General features: G+C 66.8%; 15 protein-coding genes. 10 read left to right on the forward strand and 5 right to left on the reverse strand.

Annotation, left to right across the window (positions count from 1 at the left end; all coding sequences use genetic code 11):
* The first annotated feature begins 5 nt into the window (after positions 1-5).
* Positions 6-446, forward strand: coding sequence for a hypothetical protein (locus tag AC3ITM_RS13295; protein WP_489265617.1), 441 nt, complete (start codon positions 6-8; stop codon positions 444-446).
* Complete coding sequence (greB, locus tag AC3ITM_RS13300; RefSeq protein ID WP_489265619.1) at positions 443-943, forward strand: transcription elongation factor GreB; 501 nt, start codon at positions 443-445, stop codon at positions 941-943. Before AC3ITM_RS13295 ends, greB begins: the two co-directional genes overlap by 4 nt.
* A gap of 84 nt (positions 944-1027) precedes the next feature.
* Here greB and AC3ITM_RS13305 read toward each other — a convergent pair whose 3' ends face one another.
* Positions 1028-1852 carry a DUF3025 domain-containing protein gene (locus AC3ITM_RS13305; protein WP_489265621.1) on the reverse strand — a complete coding sequence of 275 codons (825 nt, stop codon included), beginning with the start codon at positions 1850-1852 and terminating at the stop codon, positions 1028-1030.
* A complete protein-coding gene (gene rimO, locus AC3ITM_RS13310; protein ID WP_489265622.1) occupies positions 1849-3213 on the reverse strand; it encodes a 30S ribosomal protein S12 methylthiotransferase RimO in 1365 nt (454 codons plus the stop codon). The genes AC3ITM_RS13305 and rimO overlap by 4 nt, the downstream gene beginning before the upstream one ends.
* Before the next feature lie 201 nt (positions 3214-3414).
* On the opposite strand from rimO, the gene AC3ITM_RS13315 reads away from it, so the two are divergent.
* Genes AC3ITM_RS13315 through AC3ITM_RS13325 form a run of 3 tightly spaced genes read left to right on the forward strand, consistent with a single transcriptional unit; the run spans position 3415 to position 4685 of the window.
* Complete coding sequence (locus tag AC3ITM_RS13315; RefSeq protein WP_228884348.1) at positions 3415-4086, forward strand: dienelactone hydrolase family protein; 672 nt, start codon at positions 3415-3417, stop codon at positions 4084-4086.
* Positions 4083-4505, forward strand: coding sequence for an HIT domain-containing protein (locus AC3ITM_RS13320; RefSeq protein ID WP_489265624.1), 423 nt, complete (start codon positions 4083-4085; stop codon positions 4503-4505). The genes AC3ITM_RS13315 and AC3ITM_RS13320 overlap by 4 nt, the downstream gene beginning before the upstream one ends.
* A 15-nt stretch (positions 4506-4520) precedes the next feature.
* The gene (locus tag AC3ITM_RS13325; protein ID WP_228884346.1) at positions 4521-4685 is read left to right on the forward strand and encodes a LiaI-LiaF-like domain-containing protein; all 165 of its coding nucleotides are present in this window, start codon (positions 4521-4523) and stop codon (positions 4683-4685) included.
* A gap of 131 nt (positions 4686-4816) precedes the next feature.
* On the opposite strand, the gene dcd is transcribed toward AC3ITM_RS13325, so the two are convergent.
* Positions 4817-5389 carry a dCTP deaminase gene (gene dcd / locus AC3ITM_RS13330; protein ID WP_228884345.1) on the reverse strand — a complete coding sequence of 191 codons (573 nt, stop codon included), beginning with the start codon at positions 5387-5389 and terminating at the stop codon, positions 4817-4819.
* A gap of 147 nt (positions 5390-5536) precedes the next feature.
* Positions 5537-6394, reverse strand: coding sequence for an iron-sulfur cluster carrier protein ApbC (gene apbC / locus AC3ITM_RS13335; protein ID WP_489265627.1), 858 nt, complete (start codon positions 6392-6394; stop codon positions 5537-5539).
* Positions 6395-6951: 557 nt separating this feature from the next.
* Here apbC and AC3ITM_RS13340 point away from each other — a divergent pair.
* The 3 genes from AC3ITM_RS13340 (at position 6952) to AC3ITM_RS13350 (ending at position 12775) form a co-directional block, all read left to right on the forward strand.
* A complete protein-coding gene (locus tag AC3ITM_RS13340; protein WP_489265629.1) occupies positions 6952-9774 on the forward strand; it encodes a TonB-dependent receptor plug domain-containing protein in 2823 nt (940 codons plus the stop codon).
* A gap of 99 nt (positions 9775-9873) precedes the next feature.
* Positions 9874-11853 carry an alpha/beta hydrolase family protein gene (locus tag AC3ITM_RS13345; RefSeq protein WP_489265631.1) on the forward strand — a complete coding sequence of 660 codons (1980 nt, stop codon included), beginning with the start codon at positions 9874-9876 and terminating at the stop codon, positions 11851-11853.
* 109 nt (positions 11854-11962) lie between these two features.
* Entirely contained in the window at positions 11963-12775 is an 813-nt protein-coding gene (locus AC3ITM_RS13350) for an SEL1-like repeat protein (RefSeq protein WP_489265632.1), read from the forward strand.
* A 55-nt stretch (positions 12776-12830) separates the two neighbouring features.
* On the opposite strand, the gene AC3ITM_RS13355 is transcribed toward AC3ITM_RS13350, so the two are convergent.
* On the reverse strand, positions 12831-14426 hold the full coding sequence (locus AC3ITM_RS13355) for a phytoene desaturase family protein (RefSeq protein WP_489265634.1): 1596 nt from the start codon (positions 14424-14426) through the stop codon (positions 12831-12833).
* A gap of 221 nt (positions 14427-14647) precedes the next feature.
* Between AC3ITM_RS13355 and AC3ITM_RS13360 the strand changes: the two genes are divergently transcribed.
* Together AC3ITM_RS13360 and AC3ITM_RS13365 are read left to right on the forward strand one after the other, a co-directional pair.
* On the forward strand, positions 14648-16756 hold the full coding sequence (locus tag AC3ITM_RS13360) for a M13 family metallopeptidase (protein ID WP_489270107.1): 2109 nt from the start codon (positions 14648-14650) through the stop codon (positions 16754-16756).
* 233 nt (positions 16757-16989) lie between these two features.
* Positions 16990-18999, forward strand: coding sequence for a M13 family metallopeptidase (locus AC3ITM_RS13365; RefSeq protein WP_489265635.1), 2010 nt, complete (start codon positions 16990-16992; stop codon positions 18997-18999).
* Positions 19000-19013 lie beyond the last annotated feature (14 nt).

A 19013-nucleotide genomic window follows, 5' to 3' on the forward strand; every position in this document is an offset into this window, starting at 1 on the left:
CGGCAATGAAGACCGCCACCGGCCTGCTCACCGGCCTGCTGCTGGCGGCCTGCCAACCCGCGTCCGGTCCGGCAGCCAGCGCCGGGCCCGCCGCTGCGCCCGCGCCTGCGGCGGCACCGGCACCGGCACCAACACCAGCACCAGCACCGGCAAGAATCGACAAGCAGCAACTGGTGGGGCTGTTCGGCGTGGGCGGCAGCGACCACCGCACCGTCCAGTTCAAGGCCAATGGCCGCTACCTGATGCTGGGCGGGGTGGTCTGGGACCGTATCGAGAGCACCTGGTCGCTGGAAGCCGACGGTACCCGGGTGCGCCTGCACCATGACCACCAGCAACCCGAAGACCTGCTGTTCGGGGTGCGCTCGGCCGATGTCCTGGAAATACTCAATGCCGATGGCACGCCCAGCCCGGGCATGCAGAGCACGCTGGAACGCCTGCCGCAATGAGCCGCTGGCGCCCGCCGGCGGAGAAGAGCACCGCCCTGATCACCGCCCAGGGCCATGCGCGGCTGCGCGCGGAGCTGGAAGATCTGTGGCGGGTGCGCCGCCCGGAGGTGGTCAAAGCGCTGGCCGCCGCTGCGGCCGAAGGCGACCGTTCGGAGAATGCCGAGTACACCTACCGCAAGAAGCAGTTGGGCGAGATCGACCGCCGCGTGCGTTACCTGACCAAGCGCCTGGACGCGCTGCGCATCGTCGACCAGCCGCCGACCGACGCGCAGGCGGTGTTCTTCGGGGCGTGGGTGGAACTGGAAAACGTGGACAGCGGCGAGATCAGCCGCTACCGCATCGTCGGCCCGGACGAGACCGCCGCGCCGACCGGCTGGATCAGCATCGACTCGCCGCTGGCGCGCGCGTTGTTGAAGAAGCGCGTGGACGATGAATTCGAGGTGGAGCTGCCCAGCGGGCGCCACGGCTTTGCGATCCTGTCGGTGGAGTATCCGTAGATCCACGCCATGCGTGGATGACGCGGCATGCGATCGCCGCTGCTATCGGCGTCGGACCGCAACGCATCCACGCATGGCGTGGATCTACCGCCGCGCGGGGGGATATACCCGGCCCGCCCGCAGCGGCCGGAAATAATCGGCCTGCCGGTAAAACGCCGCGTCCTGGCGCGCATGCCAGCCGGGAATGCCCATCAACGGCAACGGCCGCAGCTCCAGCGGGTCGTTGAGGATGCGCCCGCCCTGGATCATCTGCGCCATGTGGGCGACCGCCTGCGCGTCATCATCCCCCTGCACCACCACGCTCTTGCCCACCAGCAACCGACCGGGCAGCAGGGCCTGCTCCATCAGCGCGTGGCCGATCACTGCCACCACCGCAATATCGCCCTGCTGCCAATGCGCGGCGCCGTCCACGAACAGCGCCGCCCAGTCGTGCCGGTTCCAGGCCTGCAGCAACGCAGGGTCGCGCACCCGCACGACCACCCCGGTTTCATCGAACTGGGTCAGCGCGGCCTGTGCGCGATTGCGCTCGCCCGGCCCCATCGCATCGATATGCAGGCATTGCCGCGCGTTCAAGGCCAGTTTGATCGCCGGATGGCGCGCCCATACCAGTGCATTGAACAGGTCGTGCCAGTTGTCGGCGCGGGTGGCGATACCGCCGCGTGCGATGCGCTGTTCGTAATGCAGGCCATCGGCCAGCAGGAGGTCGTCCTGTTCGACCAGGCGCTTGCCCGGCAGCGACAGCTGCGCATCCAGCGCCGCCACGGCCGGCCAGTGGGCCGCCGTCAGCAGGGAAGCAAAGCTGGCGTACTGCACGAACAAGGGCTGCGCGAAGCAGCCCGGGTCCACGGCCCCGCGCAACGGCGCGACGAAACGGCGACGGGCGCCGCCACCGGCGGCCGCTGCGGTCACAGCACCTTGAGATCGAGCCCGGCGCGCACCGGCGCGGCGACGATGGCATCGCCGTACAGGTCATGGTCGTCGCTTTCGGTGATCTCCACGTCGACGAACTGGCCCACCTGCAGGCGTGCCTCCTCGGCGTTCTGGATATGTACCAGCCCGTCGATTTCCGGCGCATCGGCCTTGGAGCGGGCCACCCCGATCCCGTCTTCGATCGCATCGACCAGGCATTGCTGCACGGTGCCGATCCTGGCTTCCAGGCGCGCGGCGGAAATCTCGGCCTGGCGCGCCATGAAGCGGGCCAGGCGCTCCTGCTTCACTTCCTCGGGCACCGCATCGGGCAGGTCGTTGGCGGTGGCGCCGGTGACCGGCGAGTAGGCAAACGCGCCGACACGGTCCAGCTGGGCCTCGTCGAGGAACTCCAACAGCTCTTCGAACTCGGCCTCGGTCTCGCCCGGGAAGCCGACGATGAAGGTCGAACGCACGGTGATGTCCGGGCAGATCTGGCGCCAGCGCTGTACGCGCTCCAGGGTCTTGTCGACCGCGCCGGGGCGCTTCATCAACTTGAGGATGCGCGGGCTGGCGTGCTGGAACGGAATGTCCAGGTACGGCAGGATCCGGTTTTCGGCCATCAACGGCACGATCTCGTCCACGTGCGGGTACGGGTACACGTAGTGCATGCGGGTCCAGGCATCCAGCTCGGACAGGCCTTCGCACAGCGCCTTGAGCCGGGTCTGGTAGGCCTTGTCGCGCCACATGCGCTCGGCGTACTTGACGTCCACGCCATAGGCCGAGGTGTCCTGGGACACCACCAGCAGTTCCTTCACCCCGCCACGCACCAGCCGCTCGGCTTCGCGCAGCACTTCATCGACCGGGCGCGAGACCAGCTTGCCGCGCATCGAGGGAATGATGCAGAAGCTGCACTTGTGGTTGCAGCCTTCGGAAATCTTCAGGTAGGCGTAATGACGCGGGGTCAGCTTGATGCCGTAGTCGGGCACCAGGTCCACGAACGGATCGTGCTTGGGCGGCAGCGCGGCATGCACGGCCTCCATCACGCTCTGGTAGTCCTGCGGGCCGGACACCGCCAGCACGTTCGGGTAGGCCTGGCGGATCTGCTCGGGGCGCTTGCCCAGGCAACCGGTGACGATCACCTTGCCGTTGGCGTTCATCGCCTCGCCGATCGCATCCAGCGACTCTGTCACCGCCGAATCGATGAAGCCGCAGGTGTTGACCACCACCACGTCGGCCGCATCATAGGAAGGCACGATGTCATAGCCCTCCGAGCGCAGCTGGGTAAGGATGCGCTCGGAATCGACCAGGGCCTTCGGGCAGCCAAGGCTGACGAAGCCGACTTTGGGGTTCAGCTGGGACATGGATCAGGACTCTGGGGGCCTGGGCCCACACCGGAATGGCATGGGGACCTGGGGCCGGAAACGGCGGCAAGTATACCGGCGTTGCCGGCCCGGCCCTGAACCCGTGCATGGCGGCGGGGTCGGATCGGGCACGGCCACTGACACCCTGCTAACCCATTGGGGTCCGATAATGAACGCCTGAACCAATGGGAGTTCCGCATCATGGGTGAATGGGTCACGCTCGATACGCATCACGGTCCGGTCCGCGCCTGGCAGGCCGAACCGGCCGGCAAGCCCCGCGGCGGGCTGGTGGTCATCCAGGAAATTTTCGGCGCCAACGCGCACATCCGCGAGGTGGCCGAAGGCTTTGCGGCCCAGGGCTATGCGGTGCTGGCACCGTCGTTCTTCGACCTGGTCGACGGCCCGGAAGCCGACCCCGATGCCCTGGCCTACGATGCCGACGGGGTGAAGCAGGGGCTGGAGCACGTCAACGCGCTGGGCGTGGAGAAGGCGCTGGAGATCGTCCGCGCCGCCGCCTCGCGGCTGGCCCCGGCCGGCAAGGTCGGCACCGTGGGCTATTGCTGGGGCGGCAGCATCGCCCTGCTTGCGGCGCTGCGCCTGGGCCTGCCGTCGGTGAGCTACTACGGGGCGCGCAACGTGCAGTTCCTCGATGAACCGGCCAAGGCGCCGGTGCTGTTCCACTTCGGCGCGAAGGACAAGAGCATCCCGCCGGAGGCGATCGCCGCCCACCGCGAGAAGCTGCCGCAGATGGCCACCTTCGTCTACCCGGCCGATCACGCCTTCAACCGCAGCGTCGGACATGGGTATGATCCAGACAGCGCCGCCCTGGCGCTGGAACGCACCCTGGTCTTCTTTGCGGAGCATCTTGGATGAGCGAGTTCGAACTGGATTCACGTCTGGCCAATGACAGCGTACTGGTTGCCGAAGGGCCGCTGTCGCAAGTGCGGTTGATGAACGACGAACGTTACCCGTGGCTGATCCTGGTGCCGAGGCTGGCCGGGATCACCGAATGGATCGAGCTGGATGGCGATCAGCAGGACAAGTTGCGCACCGAATTGAACCGGGCCTGCAAGGCGCTCAAGGGCACCGATGGGGTGGAGAAGATCAATATCGGCGCGCTGGGCAATATCGTGCGGCAGCTGCATTTCCACGTGATCGGCCGCCATGTGGGCGATCCGGCCTGGCCGGGCCCGGTATGGGGCCAGGGCCAGGCCCACCGCTACGACCCCGACGTGCTGGCGCAACGTGTCGCGCTGTGGAAGGAACGGCTAGGATATTCGCCCCAGCCCTAGCGGACCCTGCCCCTGATGCGCTCCAACCTTATCGCCGCCATCGTCCTGATCCTCGTCGGCCTGTTCCTGCTGGCCAGCAACCTGGGCTGGACCAACATGAACATGGGAAAGCTGATCCTCACCTGGTGGCCGGTGATCCTGGTGGCAGTGGGCATCGGGCTGTTGTTCGGCCGCAAGTAGGCCGCCGGCCGGCAGCCAGGCCTGCTGCAGATGTGGAAAAAGCGCGGATCGCTCCGCGCTTTTTTCTTGTCTGCTGCCAGCCAGCGGCCGGCACTACCCGGGGCGTGGGCCGGCGCTACCCGGACGGTGGCTCAGGTACGCGGCAGGGTGACGCCGGTCTGGCCCTGGTACTTGCCGCCGCGGTCGCGGTAGGAGGTTTCGCAGATGTCGTCCTTGTCGGCCTGGAAGAACAGCATCTGCGCCACGCCCTCATTGGCGTAGATGCGCGCCGGCAACGGCGTGGTGTTGCTGAATTCCAGGGTGACGTGGCCTTCCCACTCCGGTTCCAGCGGGGTCACGTTGACGATGATCCCGCAGCGCGCGTAGGTGCTCTTGCCCAGGCACACCACCAGGGTGTCGCGCGGAATGCGGAAGTACTCCACGGTACGCGCCAGCGCGAAGCTGTTGGGCGGGATGATGCACTCATCGCCGACGATATCCACGAAGCTGCCCGGATCGAAATGCTTGGGATCGACGATGGTGGAATTGATGTTGGTGAACACCTTGAACTCGCGCGAGCAACGCACGTCGTAGCCGTAGCTGGAGGTGCCGTAGCTGACGATGCGCTGGCCGTTGGCCTGCTTGACCTGGCCGGCTTCGAACGGCTCGATCATGGCCTGCTGTTCGGCCATCTGACGGATCCAGCGGTCACTCTTGATGCTCATGCTCAGTCCTGGGGGATGCAAGGGGTCGGGGGCGCCCGGGGCACGATTCTAGCAGCCGCCCGGGCCCTGGCCAGCGGCTGGCCGGTGCCCGATACGCAACAGGCCCGGCAATGCCGGGCCTGTTGGAGGGCACTGCGGCAGACCGGCTCAGATCAGCGATGACAGGATCGGAATGCTGGCGCGCGGGCGCTTGCCGATTTCCTCGACCAGCCGCTGCGCGGCATGGAGATAGGCCTGCGCGGCCAGCGATTCCGGCGCCGCGGCGGTGATCGGGGTGCCTGCATCGCCCTGTTCGCGGATGCCGATCTCCAGCGGCAGCGAACCCAGCAGCGGCACGCCGTACTGGGCCGCCATGCGCTCGCCGCCGCCCTGCCCGAACAGGTGCTCGACCTGCCCGCAGTTGCTGCAGGTGTGCACGGCCATGTTCTCGACGATGCCCAGCACCGGCACTTCCACCTTCTCGAACATCTTCAGCGCCTTGCGCGCATCCAGCGTGGCGATGTCCTGCGGGGTGGTGACGATCACCGCGCCGGCCAGCGGGATCTTCTGGGTGAGGGTCAGCTGGATGTCGCCGGTACCCGGCGGCAGGTCGATCAGCAGGTAATCCAGGTCGTCCCACAGGGTGTCGTTGAAGAACTGGGTCATCGCCGAGGTCGCCATCGGGCCGCGCCAGATCATCGGTGTCTCGTCCTCGATCAGGTAGCCGATGGACATGGTCTCCACGCCGAACGCACGCATCGGCTCGATCGACTTGTTGTCCGGGCTTTCCGGACGGCCGCTCAGGCCCAGCATCGCCGGCACGCTGGGGCCGTAGATGTCCGCATCCAGCAGGCCCACCCGCGCGCCCAGCCTGGCCAGCGCCACGGCCAGGTTCACCGCCGTGGTGGACTTGCCCACCCCGCCCTTGCCCGACCCCACCGCGATCACGTTGCGGATGCGTGCATGCGGGGTCAATCCCTTCTGCACCTGGCTGGCATGGGGACGACGAGACTGGTTGGCGCTCACTGCTCTGGACTCCGGGAAAACGGCGACGGTGAACCCATCACTATACAACCATCGTCAGGACGGCCTGGGCGGCCGGCGTGCGTGCAGGGCCACCGCCTGCGCCGCGCCGGCGGGCCAATCCGGACAGCTCCGCAGAGCCCAGTTGCGGTTTGCCGACGGGAAGTTGTCCTGTCCTGTCCCGACTGGATTGCAGCCCTCGCCAGGGCAAGCGCCTCCGAAAATGAACGCCACCTGGCTCCCCGCTTCACGACGCCGCTGACGCTTGTGGCCGGAACCCATGCGATCAATCTCATCTGAAACCATAAAATATTATTATTTTTCAATTACTTGAACACGCCATTGCGCCAATGCCGACAACCTTGCCTATCGTGTCTTTATGACCCCTTGATGAACAGTTGACAGGTCATGTTAAGGCCGTGTTAACCTCGAGTCATCGGCTGGTGAAGCTGATTCAGAGGCCATGATCGACGGCCTCGATGGGGCACAAGGATGTCGGGCGCGGGTACGCCCCAGCAGACGCCAGGTGCAAACAAATGACTTCTAGGGGGTTTTTACTCATGACGAACCGCAAGCTGCCCAGCCGCAACCCGCTGAGCTTTGCACTGGCCTCGGTACTGGTTGTATCGGCCATCACGCCCGCCTTCGCACAGGACGCCAGCGCGCCCCAGGCCGACACCGCCGCCAGCACCCGCGGCGCCACCCAGCTGGACAAGGTCACCGTGACCGGTTCGCGCATCAAGCGCGCCGAAGTCGAAGGCCCGGCCCCGGTCGTCGTGGTGACCTCCCAGGACATCGAAAAGCAGGGCTTCAACACCGTCTATGACGCGCTGAACACCCTGAGCCAGTTCACCGGCTCGGTCCAGAACGAACTGTCCTCGGGCAGCTTCACCCAGAACGCCAGCTTCCTGAACCTGCGCGGCCTCGGCCCGGGTTACCAGCTGGTGCTGATCAACGGCCGCCGCGCCGCCGACTACCCGCTGCCCTACAACAGCCAGTCCAACGCGGTGAACCTGGCCAACATCCCGGCCGCGGCGATCGACCGCATCGAAATCCTGTCCGGCGGCGCCTCGGCGATCTACGGTTCGGATGCGGTGGCCGGCGTGGTCAACGTGATCATGAAGACCAACTTCGAGGGCGACACCATCACCCTGCGCGGTGGCACCACCACCCGTGGCGGTGGCGACTCGGGCCGCCTGCAGTGGGTGGGTGGCAAGACCGGCAGCAACTGGAGCGTCACCTACGCCTTCGAAGCCATGGAACGCGAGGCGATCTACGCCAGCCAGCGCGAATTCATGGATTCCTACCGCGATGACCCGTCGGTCAACCCGGAAGATGCGACGGCCATCGAAGGCGTGCGCTTCACCGTCAACCGCGGCGCCGGCGCGATCCGCGAGTGGCCGGCACCGGGCATGGAAGAAATCTGCGGCCGCTTCCCGGACTTCGAAACCTTCAAGTCCACCCCCGCTGCCGCGGCACCGAACCGCTGCGGTTACTTCGGCTACCCGGCCACGCAGACCGTACGCAACTCCGACAGTTCGCAGTCGGGCTACCTGTATGGCACGTTTGATTTCAACGACGGCCTGCAGGCCTGGGGCCAGCTGAGCGCGTCGCAGTCGAAGGCGAAGATTTCCAGTGCCACCCGCTTCTTCCAGAGCGGTGGCGCACTGGGCATCACCAGCCACTACGATCCGCAGTTCGGCGGCACCGTCGGCAACATCAACCGCTTCTTCACCCCCAGCGAAGTGGGCAGCCAGGGCGCGCAGAACAACTACACCGAAAAGTCCTTCGACCTGGCCTTCGGCCTGCGCGGCAACATCGCCGACCGCTTCGACTGGGACGCCACCGTTTCGCACTCGCGCTATACCGCCGACCAGAAGTTCAACTGGCCGGTGGCCAGCCGGGTCCGCGACTTCTTCTTTGGCCCGCGCCTGGGCACCCGGCCGAACGGCGTGCCGATCTACCGAATGAACGTGGATCGCCTGCTCAACCCGCTGACCCCCGAGCAGGTCGCTTCCTTCAGCGAAACCTACAACAGCAGCGCCGAGTCGGAGGCCAGCCAGGGCACCTTCACCCTCAGCGGCGATCTGTTCGAACTGCCGGCCGGCCCGCTGGCGATGGCCAGCGTGCTGGAAGTGGCCAAGCAGAAGTACGACATCTCGCCGGACTTCCGCATGGAGCAGGACTACACCGGCACCGAAAGCCCGATGGGCCGCACCGCCACCGGCGGTGGCGGCAAGCGCAGCCGTTACGCGGCGGGCCTGGAGTTGAGCGTGCCGATCTTCAGCACGCTGAAGGCCAACCTGGCCGGCCGCTACGACAAGTACGACGACGCCAGCTCGGTCGATGCCGCCTCCACCTGGATGGCCGGGCTGGAGTGGCGCCCGTTCGAGAGCCTGCTGCTGCGTGCCTCGCATGCCACCAGCTTCCGCGCCCCGGACATGCACTACATCTTCGCCGAGCCGTCCGGCTTCTTCCTCAACGGCATCACCGACGAATACCGCTGCCGTCGTGACGGCCTCAATCCGCTCAATACCGACGACTGCGGCGCGGGCACCGACTACAACTATTCCATCCAGGGCGACCGCCAGGGCAACCGCAACCTCAAGGAAGAGACCGGCAAGTCCACCACCGTGGGCTTCGTCTGGGACGTGATGGATCAGATGTCGTTGAGCGTGGATTACTACAACATCACCCTCGAAGGCGCGGTCAAGGACATTTCCTTCAGCTACCTGGCGCGCAATGAAGCCGACTGCCGCCTGGGCCGCACCCGCGACGGCGCACCGGTGGACGGCACGTCGGCCGGTTGCGACTACTTCCGCAGCCTGGTCGGCCGCGAAGGCATCAACCCGGCGCTTGACGAAGACGAGAAGATCATCGACTACCACTCGGTGCCGTTCAACCAGGCCACCCAGCGCACTTCGGGCCTGGACGTGTCGTGGAAGTACAAGATCGATACCGACCGTTGGGGCGACTACAACCTGGGCCTGAACTGGACCCACGTGCTGAAGCTGGAAGACAAGGAGTTCCCCGGCAGCCCGACCCGCAACGTGCGCGACCACATGCAGTTCTTCAACTTCCGCAGCCGCATCAACTGGACTGCCGGCTGGGAGCGTGACGACTGGGCGGCCAACGTGTACGGCTTCCGCTGGGGCTCGCTGCCGAACTGGGGCGAAACCGACCGCATCGGTTCGTATGTGATCTGGAACGCCAACGTGCAGAAGAAGATCACCAACAAGGCCACCATCGGCCTGTACGTGAACAACGTCTTCGACACGCTGCGACCCAAGGACAGCACCTACAACGAGTATCCGTACTTCTTCTACAACTACAGTGCGATCGGCCGCGAGATCTTCGTGCAGTTCGAGTACAAGCTGAACTGATCCACCCGCGTCGCAACGGAGAGCCCGGCCCTGCCGGGCTCTTCGCTTTGTCGAGTACCTGTATCTGACTCACTCATTCGGAGAATGCGTATGAAGCGCATGTTGCCCCTCCTGGCGATGGTCCTGTCGGCGGCTGTTCCGCCCGCCCTCGCCGCCGCCCCCCAGCAAGCAGTCAAGGATTTCGTCGGCCATTCGGCCTACAGCTCGGTCAAGATCTCGCCCACCGGCGAGTACCTGGCGATCACCGTCGACCAGGGCGACCAGGACGTGCTGACCGTGATCCGCACCAGCGACCTCAAGCCGATCAAGGTCAATGTGCTGCCGGACAAGAAGAGCGTCGGCTCGTTCTACTGGACCAGCCCGAACCGGCTGATGTTCAACGCGGTCAAGAAGCTCGGCGGCTATGCCTCGCCGATGTCCACCGGTGAGTGGTACGCGGTCAATGCCGACGGCAGCCAGGCGCGTCCGCTGATCTTCTACGGCACCCGCGATGCCACCCAGCGTGGCAAGGAAGTGGGCCGCGAAAGCTTCTCGCTGCTCGATACGCTCAAGAACGACGACCAGAACGTGATCATGCAGGCGGTCTCGGCGCGCTCCTCCGAAGGCGGCAACACCGAAGTGGTGCGCATGGACACCATCAGCGGCCGCCGCACCTCGCTGGGACGCGCGCCCAAGGAAAACTGCAGCATTGCGCTGGATGCGGCCAAGGAGCCGCGCTTTGCGGTGTGCAGCTCGAGCAAGAACGAGGAGGGCGAGTACGAGGAACGCAGCGAGCTGTACCGCCGCGATGGCGCTGGCTGGACCCTGCTCAATGCCTCCAAGGCCGACGGCAGGCACCTGGACGTGATCACCACCACCAACAACGGCACCGTCTACGCCACACAGAACGACGAGAAGGCCCCGGCCGCGGTAGGCGTCCTGGATACCACCACCGGTGCATTCAAGTCCCTGTTCCAGGACCCGGTCGCCGAAGTCTCCAACTACATCTGGTCCACCGACGAAAGCACCCTGATCGGCGTGGTCACCGAGGCGGCGGCGCCGGCGGTCAAGCTGATCGATGAAAGCCACCCCGACGCCGAGCTGTATGCCTCCCTGGCCGCGGCCTTCGACGGGCAGATGGTCGATTTTTCCAGCTACACCCAGGACGGCCGCAAGATCATCGTCAGCGTCTACAGCGACAGCAATCCCGGCGAGCTGTACCTGTACGACCGCGACAACGGCAAGGCCCGTTTCCTGATGTCGCGCCGGCCGCAGATCGACAAGAAGAACATGGCGTCGATCAAGCCGTTCAGCATCACCACCCGTGACGGCAAGAAGGTGTTCGGCTACCTGACCCTTCCCAACGGCTCCAACGGCAAGAACCTGCCGCTGATCGTCAACCCGCACGGCGGCCCGATCGGCCCGCGCGACAACTGGGGCTTCAACCCCGAAGCGCAGCTGTTCGCCAACCGCGGCTATGCCACCTTGCAGGTCAACTTCCGCGGCTCGGCCGGTTACGGCAAGGCCTTCCAGGACGCCGGCCACCGCCAGTGGGACCAGGGCATCCAGAACGACATCCTGGAAGCGACCCATTGGGCGATCGACAACGGTTACATCAACCGCGACCGCATCTGCATCTACGGCGGCAGCTTCGGCGGCTATTCGGCGCTGATGGCGCCGATCCGCGAACCGGGCCTGTTCAAGTGCGCGTTCGGCTATGTCGGCGTGTACGACGTGGACCTGCTGTTCAAGAAAGGCGACATCCCCCAGCGCGACTCTGGCCTGCGCTACCTGCGCCGCACCCACGGCACCGACCGCGTCGACTGGAACCGCGCCTCGCCGGCCCTGCGTGCGGCCGAAGTGAAGATCCCGGTCTATCTGGCCGCCGGTGCCCGCGACGTGCGCGCCGTTCCCGAACAGACCGAGATGATGAACAAGGCGCTGATCGCCGCCGGCAACAAGCCGGAGGGCATGATCATCCAGAGCGGTGAAATGCACGGGTTCTACGGCGAGGATGCGCGGGTCAACCTGTACACGGAAATGCTCAAGTTCTTCGACCGCCACATCGGCGCCGGCAGCGCGCCGGCCGGCCGCGACTGAGCCGGGCATCGCCGGGACCGGCACGGTTCCCGGCGATGGACTTGCGCTGCGATGCAGACCGGGGCATCTCCTGCCCCGGTGATACCACTACCGTGACGGGAACCTGCAAATGAATTACCGGCAATGGATGGCAACCAGCGCGCTGCTCGCTGGCCTGATCACAGGCGCCGGCGCGCTCGCCGCAGCGCCCGGCCCGACCGACCCGACCCAGGACCGGCTGATGGTGAGCGCCGGCTTCCTCAACGGTCATCCGGACCTGCGCTTCCGCCTGCTCGGCCTGGAAAAACACAAGGCCGGCGACCGCGAAGGCGCGTTCCGCTTCTTCCAGTACGCCTCCCAGTACGCCGACAAGCCATCGCAGGCGATGGTGGCCGAAATGCTGTGGAACGGCACCGGCACCGCCCAGGACCGCGCCCTGGCCTATGCCTGGATGGACCTGGCCGCCGAACGCGGCTACGAAGGCTTCGTCGAGCTGCGCGAACGCTACTGGAGCCAACTGGACCCGGCCCAGCGCGAGCGGGCCATCGCCGAAGGCGAGGCGCTCTACGCCCGCTATGGCGACGCGGCGGCCAAGCCGCGCATCGCCGCGGTGCTGCGCCGCGAACGCAAGGGCACCACCGGCAGCCGCACCGGCGCGGTGGGCAGCCTGCGCATTGTGGTGATGGGCCCGGCCGGCCCCGAAGAGATCGACGGTTCCAAGTTCTACGACGAACGCTATTGGAACCCGGCCAAATACCAGGCCTGGCACGACTCGGTGTGGATGAAACCACGCATCGCCACCGTCGATGTCGGCAGCGTGCAGCAGGTCAAACCGCTCGACAAGGCCTCGCGCATTCCCGAGGTGGCCCCGCTACCGAACCTGCCCGAACCGGACGCAGGTACCGAGATGCCCACGCTGGAACCGGCCAGCGACAAACCCTGACCGTGCGCCGGGGCATGCCCGCGCCGGCGCCGTTCTATCCGGGCATGGCCCGGATCTACCCGCCCAGGATCACCTTGGCCGCGTTATGCCCCGGGGCGCCGGTTACCCCGCCGCCGGGATGGGTGCCGGCGCCGCACAGATACAGGCCCGGCAATGCCCCGCGGTAGTTGGCCTGGCCCAGCATCGGTCGGGCGCTGAACAGCTGGTTGAGGCTGAGCGCGCCGTGGAAGATGTCGCCGCCGATCAGGCCGAAGGTGCGCTCCAGGTCGAGCGGGCTGAACACCTGCCGGCCCAGCACCAGCCCGGCAAACCCCGGTGCGTGCCTGTCCACCGTGGCGATCATCAAATCGGCCACTTCGTCGCGATGGTCATCCCAGTTGCGCCCGGCGGAAAGCACCGGCGCCACGTGCTGGCAGAACAGGCTGGCCACGTGCTGCCCGGGTGGCGCCAGCGAGTCGTCCAGCGTACTGGGAATGAGCAGTTCCACGATCGGCGCGCGCGACCAGCCATGCTCGCGCGCATCGCTGTAGGCGCGCGCCATGTAGGCCAGCGTCGGCGCGATGATGATGCCCGCGGTGAGGTGGTCCCCTGCCCCGGGCAACACCGTGAAGGACGGCAGCGCCGACAGCGCCACGTTCATCCGGAAGGTGCCCGACGCGCAGCGCCAGTTGGCCATGCGCTCGCGCGTGGCGGCCGGCACCTGGCCAGGTGCCAGCAGCTGTTCGTAGAGCAGCTTGGGGTTGACGTTGGCGACCACCGCACGCGCGCGGACCACCTCGCCCTGCAGCGTTTCCACGCCGACGGCGCGGCCGTGCTCGACCAGCACCCGGCGCACGCCGGCATCGACATCGATCTGCGCCCCGGCGGCGCTGGCCGAACGCGCCATCGCCTGGGTGATCGCGCCCATGCCACCGATCGCATGGCCCCAGGCGCCCTTCACCCCGTTGCTCTGGCCGAAGGCATGGTGCAGCAGTACGTAGGCCGACCCCGCGGCATCGGGACTGGCATAGTTGCCCACGATGCCGTCGAACCCGAACAGCGCCTTGACCGGGTCGCTCTCGAACCAGCGGTCCAGGTATTCCGACGCGGAAATGGTGAACAGGTCCAGCAGCTCCTGGCGCAGCGCCGGCGCCAGGCCATGCAGGCGCCGGCCGAGCCGGCCGGCCTGCCACAGCGCCGGCAGCTGGGTCAGCCAATGGCCCTCGCCCACGTTCGGGGGCGCCTGCAGGGCCAAATCGCGCAGTACGTCGGCAAAGGCTTCCAGGCGCTGTTCGAACAACGGCAGGCGCTCGGCGTCGCGCGCGGAGAAACGCGCCACTTCCGATCGGGTCAGCCCGGCACCCGCCAGCAGGTAATCCCCGTCCAGCGGCAGGAAATTGTTGACCCGCCGCGGCACCACGCGCAGGCCATGCGCGGCCAGTTCCAGGTCCTCGATCACCTGGGGCTGCAGCAGCGAGACCGTATAGGACGCCACCGAATTGCGGAAACCGGGATGGAATTCCTCGGTGACTGCCGCCCCGCCCACCACCCCGCGCCGCTCCAGCACCCGCACGCGCCGGCCGGCGCGGGCCAGGTAGGCCGCGCACACCAGCCCGTTGTGGCCGGCACCGATGATCACCGCGTCCCACACGCGTGCAGAGGGGTTTGCCATGCCCGAGGTATACACCGGCAGCGGGGCCGCTGTCGCGGCCGCTTTGCCGTTCCGGTGCATCCGGCTTGCCCGGGCCGGGCTCCTGCGCTGGGCGGGGCAGGCTTGCCAACGGCCATGACCTTCGACACCCTTGCGGGCCGGCCCGGCGGCGTATCGTCTGGCCCACGGCCCCGCTGGGGCCCGCCCACGCATGACCTATCGGCCTGGAGGCCAAACTAGTGATCGCTCGCACTCCCAAGATTGTCCTGCTGACCCTGGCCGTCTCGGCCGCCCTGGTCGGCTGCGGCAAGAAAGACGCCCCGGCTGCCGACAACGCCGCCGCCCCGGCTCCCGCCGCCACCGCCGCGGCCACCGAGTACAAGCTCGACGAAAGCAAGCTGCCGGCCTACAACGCCTTCCATCCCTCCGACCTGGACACCAGCGTGGACGCCTGCGGCGCGTTCGGCGACTACGTCAACAGCAAGTGGCTGGCCGCCAATGAAATTCCGGCCGACCGCACCAGCTGGGGCGCCTTCACCATCCTGGACGAGCGTTCGGTCGCCGTGCAGCACCAGCTCGCCGAGCAGGTCGCCGCCGTGAAGAACCCCAACGGCATCGAAAAGATCGTCGGCGACTTCTGGGCCACCGGCATGGACGAAGCCAAGATCAACGCCCAGGGCATCGAGCCGATCAAGGCCGACCTGGCCGCGATCGATGGCCTGCAGAGCAAGGACGCCATCGCCGGCTACCTGCGCAGCACCGCTGCCAAGGGCGAGAACGTGCTGTTCGGCTTCGGTCCGGAAGCGGACTTCAAGAATTCCAGCATGAACATCGCCTACGCCAGCCAGGGCGGCCTGGGCCTGCCCGATACCACCTACTACACCGACGCCAAGAACGCCGACAAGCTCAAGGCCTACCAGGCGCACGTGGCCAAGGTGCTGGAACTGTCCGGCGTGGCCGCCGCCGATGCGGCCAAGCAGGCTGCCGACGTGGTCACGTTCGAAACCCGCCTGGCCAAGGCCTCCAAGTCCAGCGTCGAGCTGTCGCGCGATGTGTCGCTGTACTACAACCCGGTCAGCGTCGCCGACGCCGACAAGCTCACCCCGAACTTCAGCTGGACCGAATTCTTCAAGGCCCAGGGCATCGCCGCGCCGGAGAAGTTCTCGCTGGCCATTCCTTCCTTCCACCAGGAAGTGAGCAAGGCGCTGGGCGACACCGACCCGGCCGTGTGGCGCGCCTACCTGCGCTTCCACACCGTGGACAGCGCCTCGCCGTACCTGGCCGATGCGTTCGTGGACGAGAACTACAACTTCTACGGCAAGACCCTCAACGGCCAGAAGGAACAGAAGCCGCGCTGGAAGCGCGTGCTGGGCACCATCGAAAACGATGCCGGCGATGCGTTCGGCCAGCTGTATGTGAAGGTCGCCTTCTCCCCGGAAGCCAAGGCCAAGATGGAAGAACTGGTCAAGAACCTGGCCGCCGCGCTCAAGGAGCGCATCCAGGGCCTGACCTGGATGAGCGATGAGACCAAGGCCAAGGCGATCGCCAAGTGGGAAACCTTCACCCCCAAGATCGGCTACCCGGACAAGTGGCGCGACTGGAACGGCCTGAGCACCGGCCGCGACAGCTACCTGGGCAACGTGCGCGCCGCCCAGGCGTTCAACTACAAGTGGGCCCTGTCCAAGATCGGCAAGCCGGTGGACAAGACCGAGTGGGGCATGACCCCGCAGACGGTCAATGCCTACTACAACCCGCTGCAGAACGAGATCGTGTTCCCGGCCGCCATCCTGCAGCCGCCGTTCTTCGATCCCAAGGCCGACGACGCGCTGAACTACGGCGGCATCGGTGCGGTGATCGGCCATGAAATGACCCATGGCTACGACGACCAGGGCAGCCGCTTCGGGCCCACCGGCAACTTCGAGAACTGGTGGAGCGAGGCGGACACCAAGAACTTCAGCGGCCTGACCGGCAAGCTGATCAAGCAGTTCGACGGCTACAAGGTCGACGGCCAGGCGGTGAACGGCAAGTTGACCCTGGGCGAGAACATCGCCGACCTGGGTGGCGTGGCCACCGCCTACGACGCCCTGCAGAAGGCCTCGGCCGGCAAGGAAGATCCGAAGATCGACGGCTTCACCCGCGACCAGCGGTTCTACTTCAACTGGGCCACCGTGTGGCGCACCAAGTACACCCCGGAGAACGCCAAGGTCCGCCTGGCCACCGATCCGCACGCCCCGGCGCAGTTCCGCGCGATGGGCGCGCCGTCGAACCTGCCGACCTTCGCCGCCGCCTTCCAGTGCAAGGCCGGCTCGCCGATGGTCCGCGCCGGCGACCAGCAGGTGGTGATCTGGTAAGCCATCGCGCCAACGCGTGATGTGATGCAGGCAAAGGCCCGGGATTTCCCGGGCCTTTGTTTTTTGCTTGCGCGCCAACCCTTGGCTGGACGTACCTGCGGCGTGTCCTGCGAAACCGCGCCCCCACCTCCCGGAGGGCTGCCGCCGAACGGGCTTTGCCGCCTCCCATCACGCACTTTTCCCTTTGCTTGGTACACTCGCGCGATCTTCAATCCTCGATGGATTTGTTTTACATGCCCAACTTCCGTCCGCTCGCCATTGCCCTGGGCCTGAGCCTGGCCTCCCTGGTCATCGCCCACGATGCGCATGCCGCGCCGAAGAAGAAGGCCGCCCGTGCGCCGGCCGTCAGCGCGCAGTGCAGCGACTTCTACGATGCCAACAATGCGGCCTGGCTGAAGGCCAACCCGGTCCCGCAGACCGGCGCCACCACCGCGCTGGGGCAGCTGGCCGAACGGACCCGCCAGCAGCAGCGTGAGCTGCTGGATGCGTCGATGAAGACCCCGCAGGGCAACGTGCAGAAGCTGCTCGGCGACTTCTGGGCCAGCGGCCTGGACGAGGCCGCGGTGGAAGCCGATGGATCCAACCCGATCGCCCCGCTGCTGAACCGCATCAACGCCATCAAGAAGGCCAAGGACGTACCGGCCTCGATCGCCGCGCTGCACCAGGTCGGCATCCCGGTGGCCTTCAATTTCGGCCCCGATGTCGACCTCAAGGCGCTGGACCGCCACATCGGCTACTTCATGCAGGGCGGCATGGGCCTGCCGGACCCGGCCTTCTACACCCGCACCGATGCCGACACCGTCGCGCTGATGGGCCGTTACCGCAATTACGTCAAGCAGATCCTGGCGCTGACCGGCACCCCGGCGGCCAAGCTGGACGCCGAATCGCAGGCAGTGATCGCGCTGGAGACCGAACTGGCGCGCAACGCGCAGTCGCTGGCCGGGATCAACAACCCGTTCAACAACTACGCGCCGATTTCCACCAAGGACCTCAACAGCCGCTACCGCAACCTGCAGCTGGATGCGTTCCTGAAGGCGCAGGGCGTCAACGACGACCTGGTCTCGCTGTCCGACCCTGCCCTGTTCAAGCAGCTCGACAGCATGGTCGGCCGGATCAAGCCGGACCAGTGGAAGGCCTACCTGCGCTGGCGGGTGGGCGATGCCATGGCGCCGTACCTGTCCAAGGCCTACCGCGATGCCGAATTCGAGTTCCGTGGCCGCGTGATCCGTGGCGAGACCATCGCCCCGGCGCGTTGGGAGCAGACCCTGGATGCGATCAACGTCGCCGCCGGCCCGATGCTCGGCCGCGAATACGCCAGCAGGTACTTGGCGGCCGACGACCGCCGCCAGGCGGCGGTGATCGTCGACAGGATCCGCCAGGTGCAGATCGATGCGGTCAAGCGCAGCACCTGGCTGAGCGCCGAAGCCAAGACCGAGGCGCAGGCCAAGCTGGCCGCGCTGAAAATCGAGATCGGCACCCCGCTGCGCGACCTGGACTACAGCGTGCAGCCGATGGGCCGTGGCAGCTTCGGCGGCAACATGCTGATCGCCTCGACCTGGCGCCACCGCGAAGAAATGAAGCGGATCGGCAAGGGCAACGCCGACCGTCGCTGGGACGTGCTGCCGCAGCAGCCGGCGCTGGCCTACGACATCGCCCAGAACCGCCTGATCGTCACCGCCGCGGTACTGCAGGGCCCGGTGTTCAACGCCAAGGCCGATGCCGCCGACAAGTACGGCAGTTTCGGCGCGCTGGTCGCCCATGAACTGACCCGCGCCATCGACGCCAAGGGCGCACTGGTGGATGCCAAGGGCGAACTGCGCAGCTGGTGGACTCCGGCCGACAAGACCGCCTGGACCCTGCTCGGTACCGGCGTGGCCAAGCAGTACAGCGGCTACGATTTCCCCGGCATCAAGGGCGCCAAGGTCAACGGCGAGCTGACCGGCGAGGAGAACCTGGCCGACCTGGCCGGGCTGGAACTTGCCTGGGAGGCGTACAAGGCAGCCGAACCCAGCGCCAAGCCTGCCGCCCAGCAGGGCTTCTTCCGCGCCTGGGCCAACCTGTGGGCGCAGCAGCTCTCGCCCAACGAAGCCGCCCAGCGCCTGACCTCCGACGTCCTCGCCCCGGGCCGCTGGCGCACCAACGGCGCGCTGTCCAACCTGCCGGCCTTCGGCGCCACCTTCAACTGCAAGCCGGGCCAGCCGATGCAGCGGGTGGACAGCGAGCAGATCAAGGTCTGGCGCTGAGTCGACCGCGTTGA

It is taken from the genome of Stenotrophomonas sp. KH_029, assembly GCF_057839765.1.

Excerpts from the sequence above, each read along its gene's own strand:
- AC3ITM_RS13295 (WP_489265617.1), top strand. The coding sequence starts at position 6 with ATGAAGACCGCCACCGGCCTGCTCACCGGCCTGCTGCTGGCGGCCTGC.
- greB (WP_489265619.1), top strand. The coding sequence starts at position 443 with ATGAGCCGCTGGCGCCCGCCGGCGGAGAAGAGCACCGCCCTGATCACC.
- rimO (WP_489265622.1), bottom strand. The coding sequence starts at position 3,213 with ATGTCCCAGCTGAACCCCAAAGTCGGCTTCGTCAGCCTTGGCTGCCCG.
- AC3ITM_RS13315 (WP_228884348.1), top strand. The coding sequence starts at position 3,415 with ATGGGTGAATGGGTCACGCTCGATACGCATCACGGTCCGGTCCGCGCC.
- AC3ITM_RS13320 (WP_489265624.1), top strand. The coding sequence starts at position 4,083 with ATGAGCGAGTTCGAACTGGATTCACGTCTGGCCAATGACAGCGTACTG.
- AC3ITM_RS13325 (WP_228884346.1), top strand. The coding sequence starts at position 4,521 with ATGCGCTCCAACCTTATCGCCGCCATCGTCCTGATCCTCGTCGGCCTG.
- dcd (WP_228884345.1), bottom strand. The coding sequence starts at position 5,389 with ATGAGCATCAAGAGTGACCGCTGGATCCGTCAGATGGCCGAACAGCAG.
- AC3ITM_RS13340 (WP_489265629.1), top strand. The coding sequence starts at position 6,952 with ATGACGAACCGCAAGCTGCCCAGCCGCAACCCGCTGAGCTTTGCACTG.
- AC3ITM_RS13345 (WP_489265631.1), top strand. The coding sequence starts at position 9,874 with ATGTTGCCCCTCCTGGCGATGGTCCTGTCGGCGGCTGTTCCGCCCGCC.
- AC3ITM_RS13350 (WP_489265632.1), top strand. The coding sequence starts at position 11,963 with ATGAATTACCGGCAATGGATGGCAACCAGCGCGCTGCTCGCTGGCCTG.
- AC3ITM_RS13355 (WP_489265634.1), bottom strand. The coding sequence starts at position 14,426 with ATGGCAAACCCCTCTGCACGCGTGTGGGACGCGGTGATCATCGGTGCC.
- AC3ITM_RS13365 (WP_489265635.1), top strand. The coding sequence starts at position 16,990 with ATGCCCAACTTCCGTCCGCTCGCCATTGCCCTGGGCCTGAGCCTGGCC.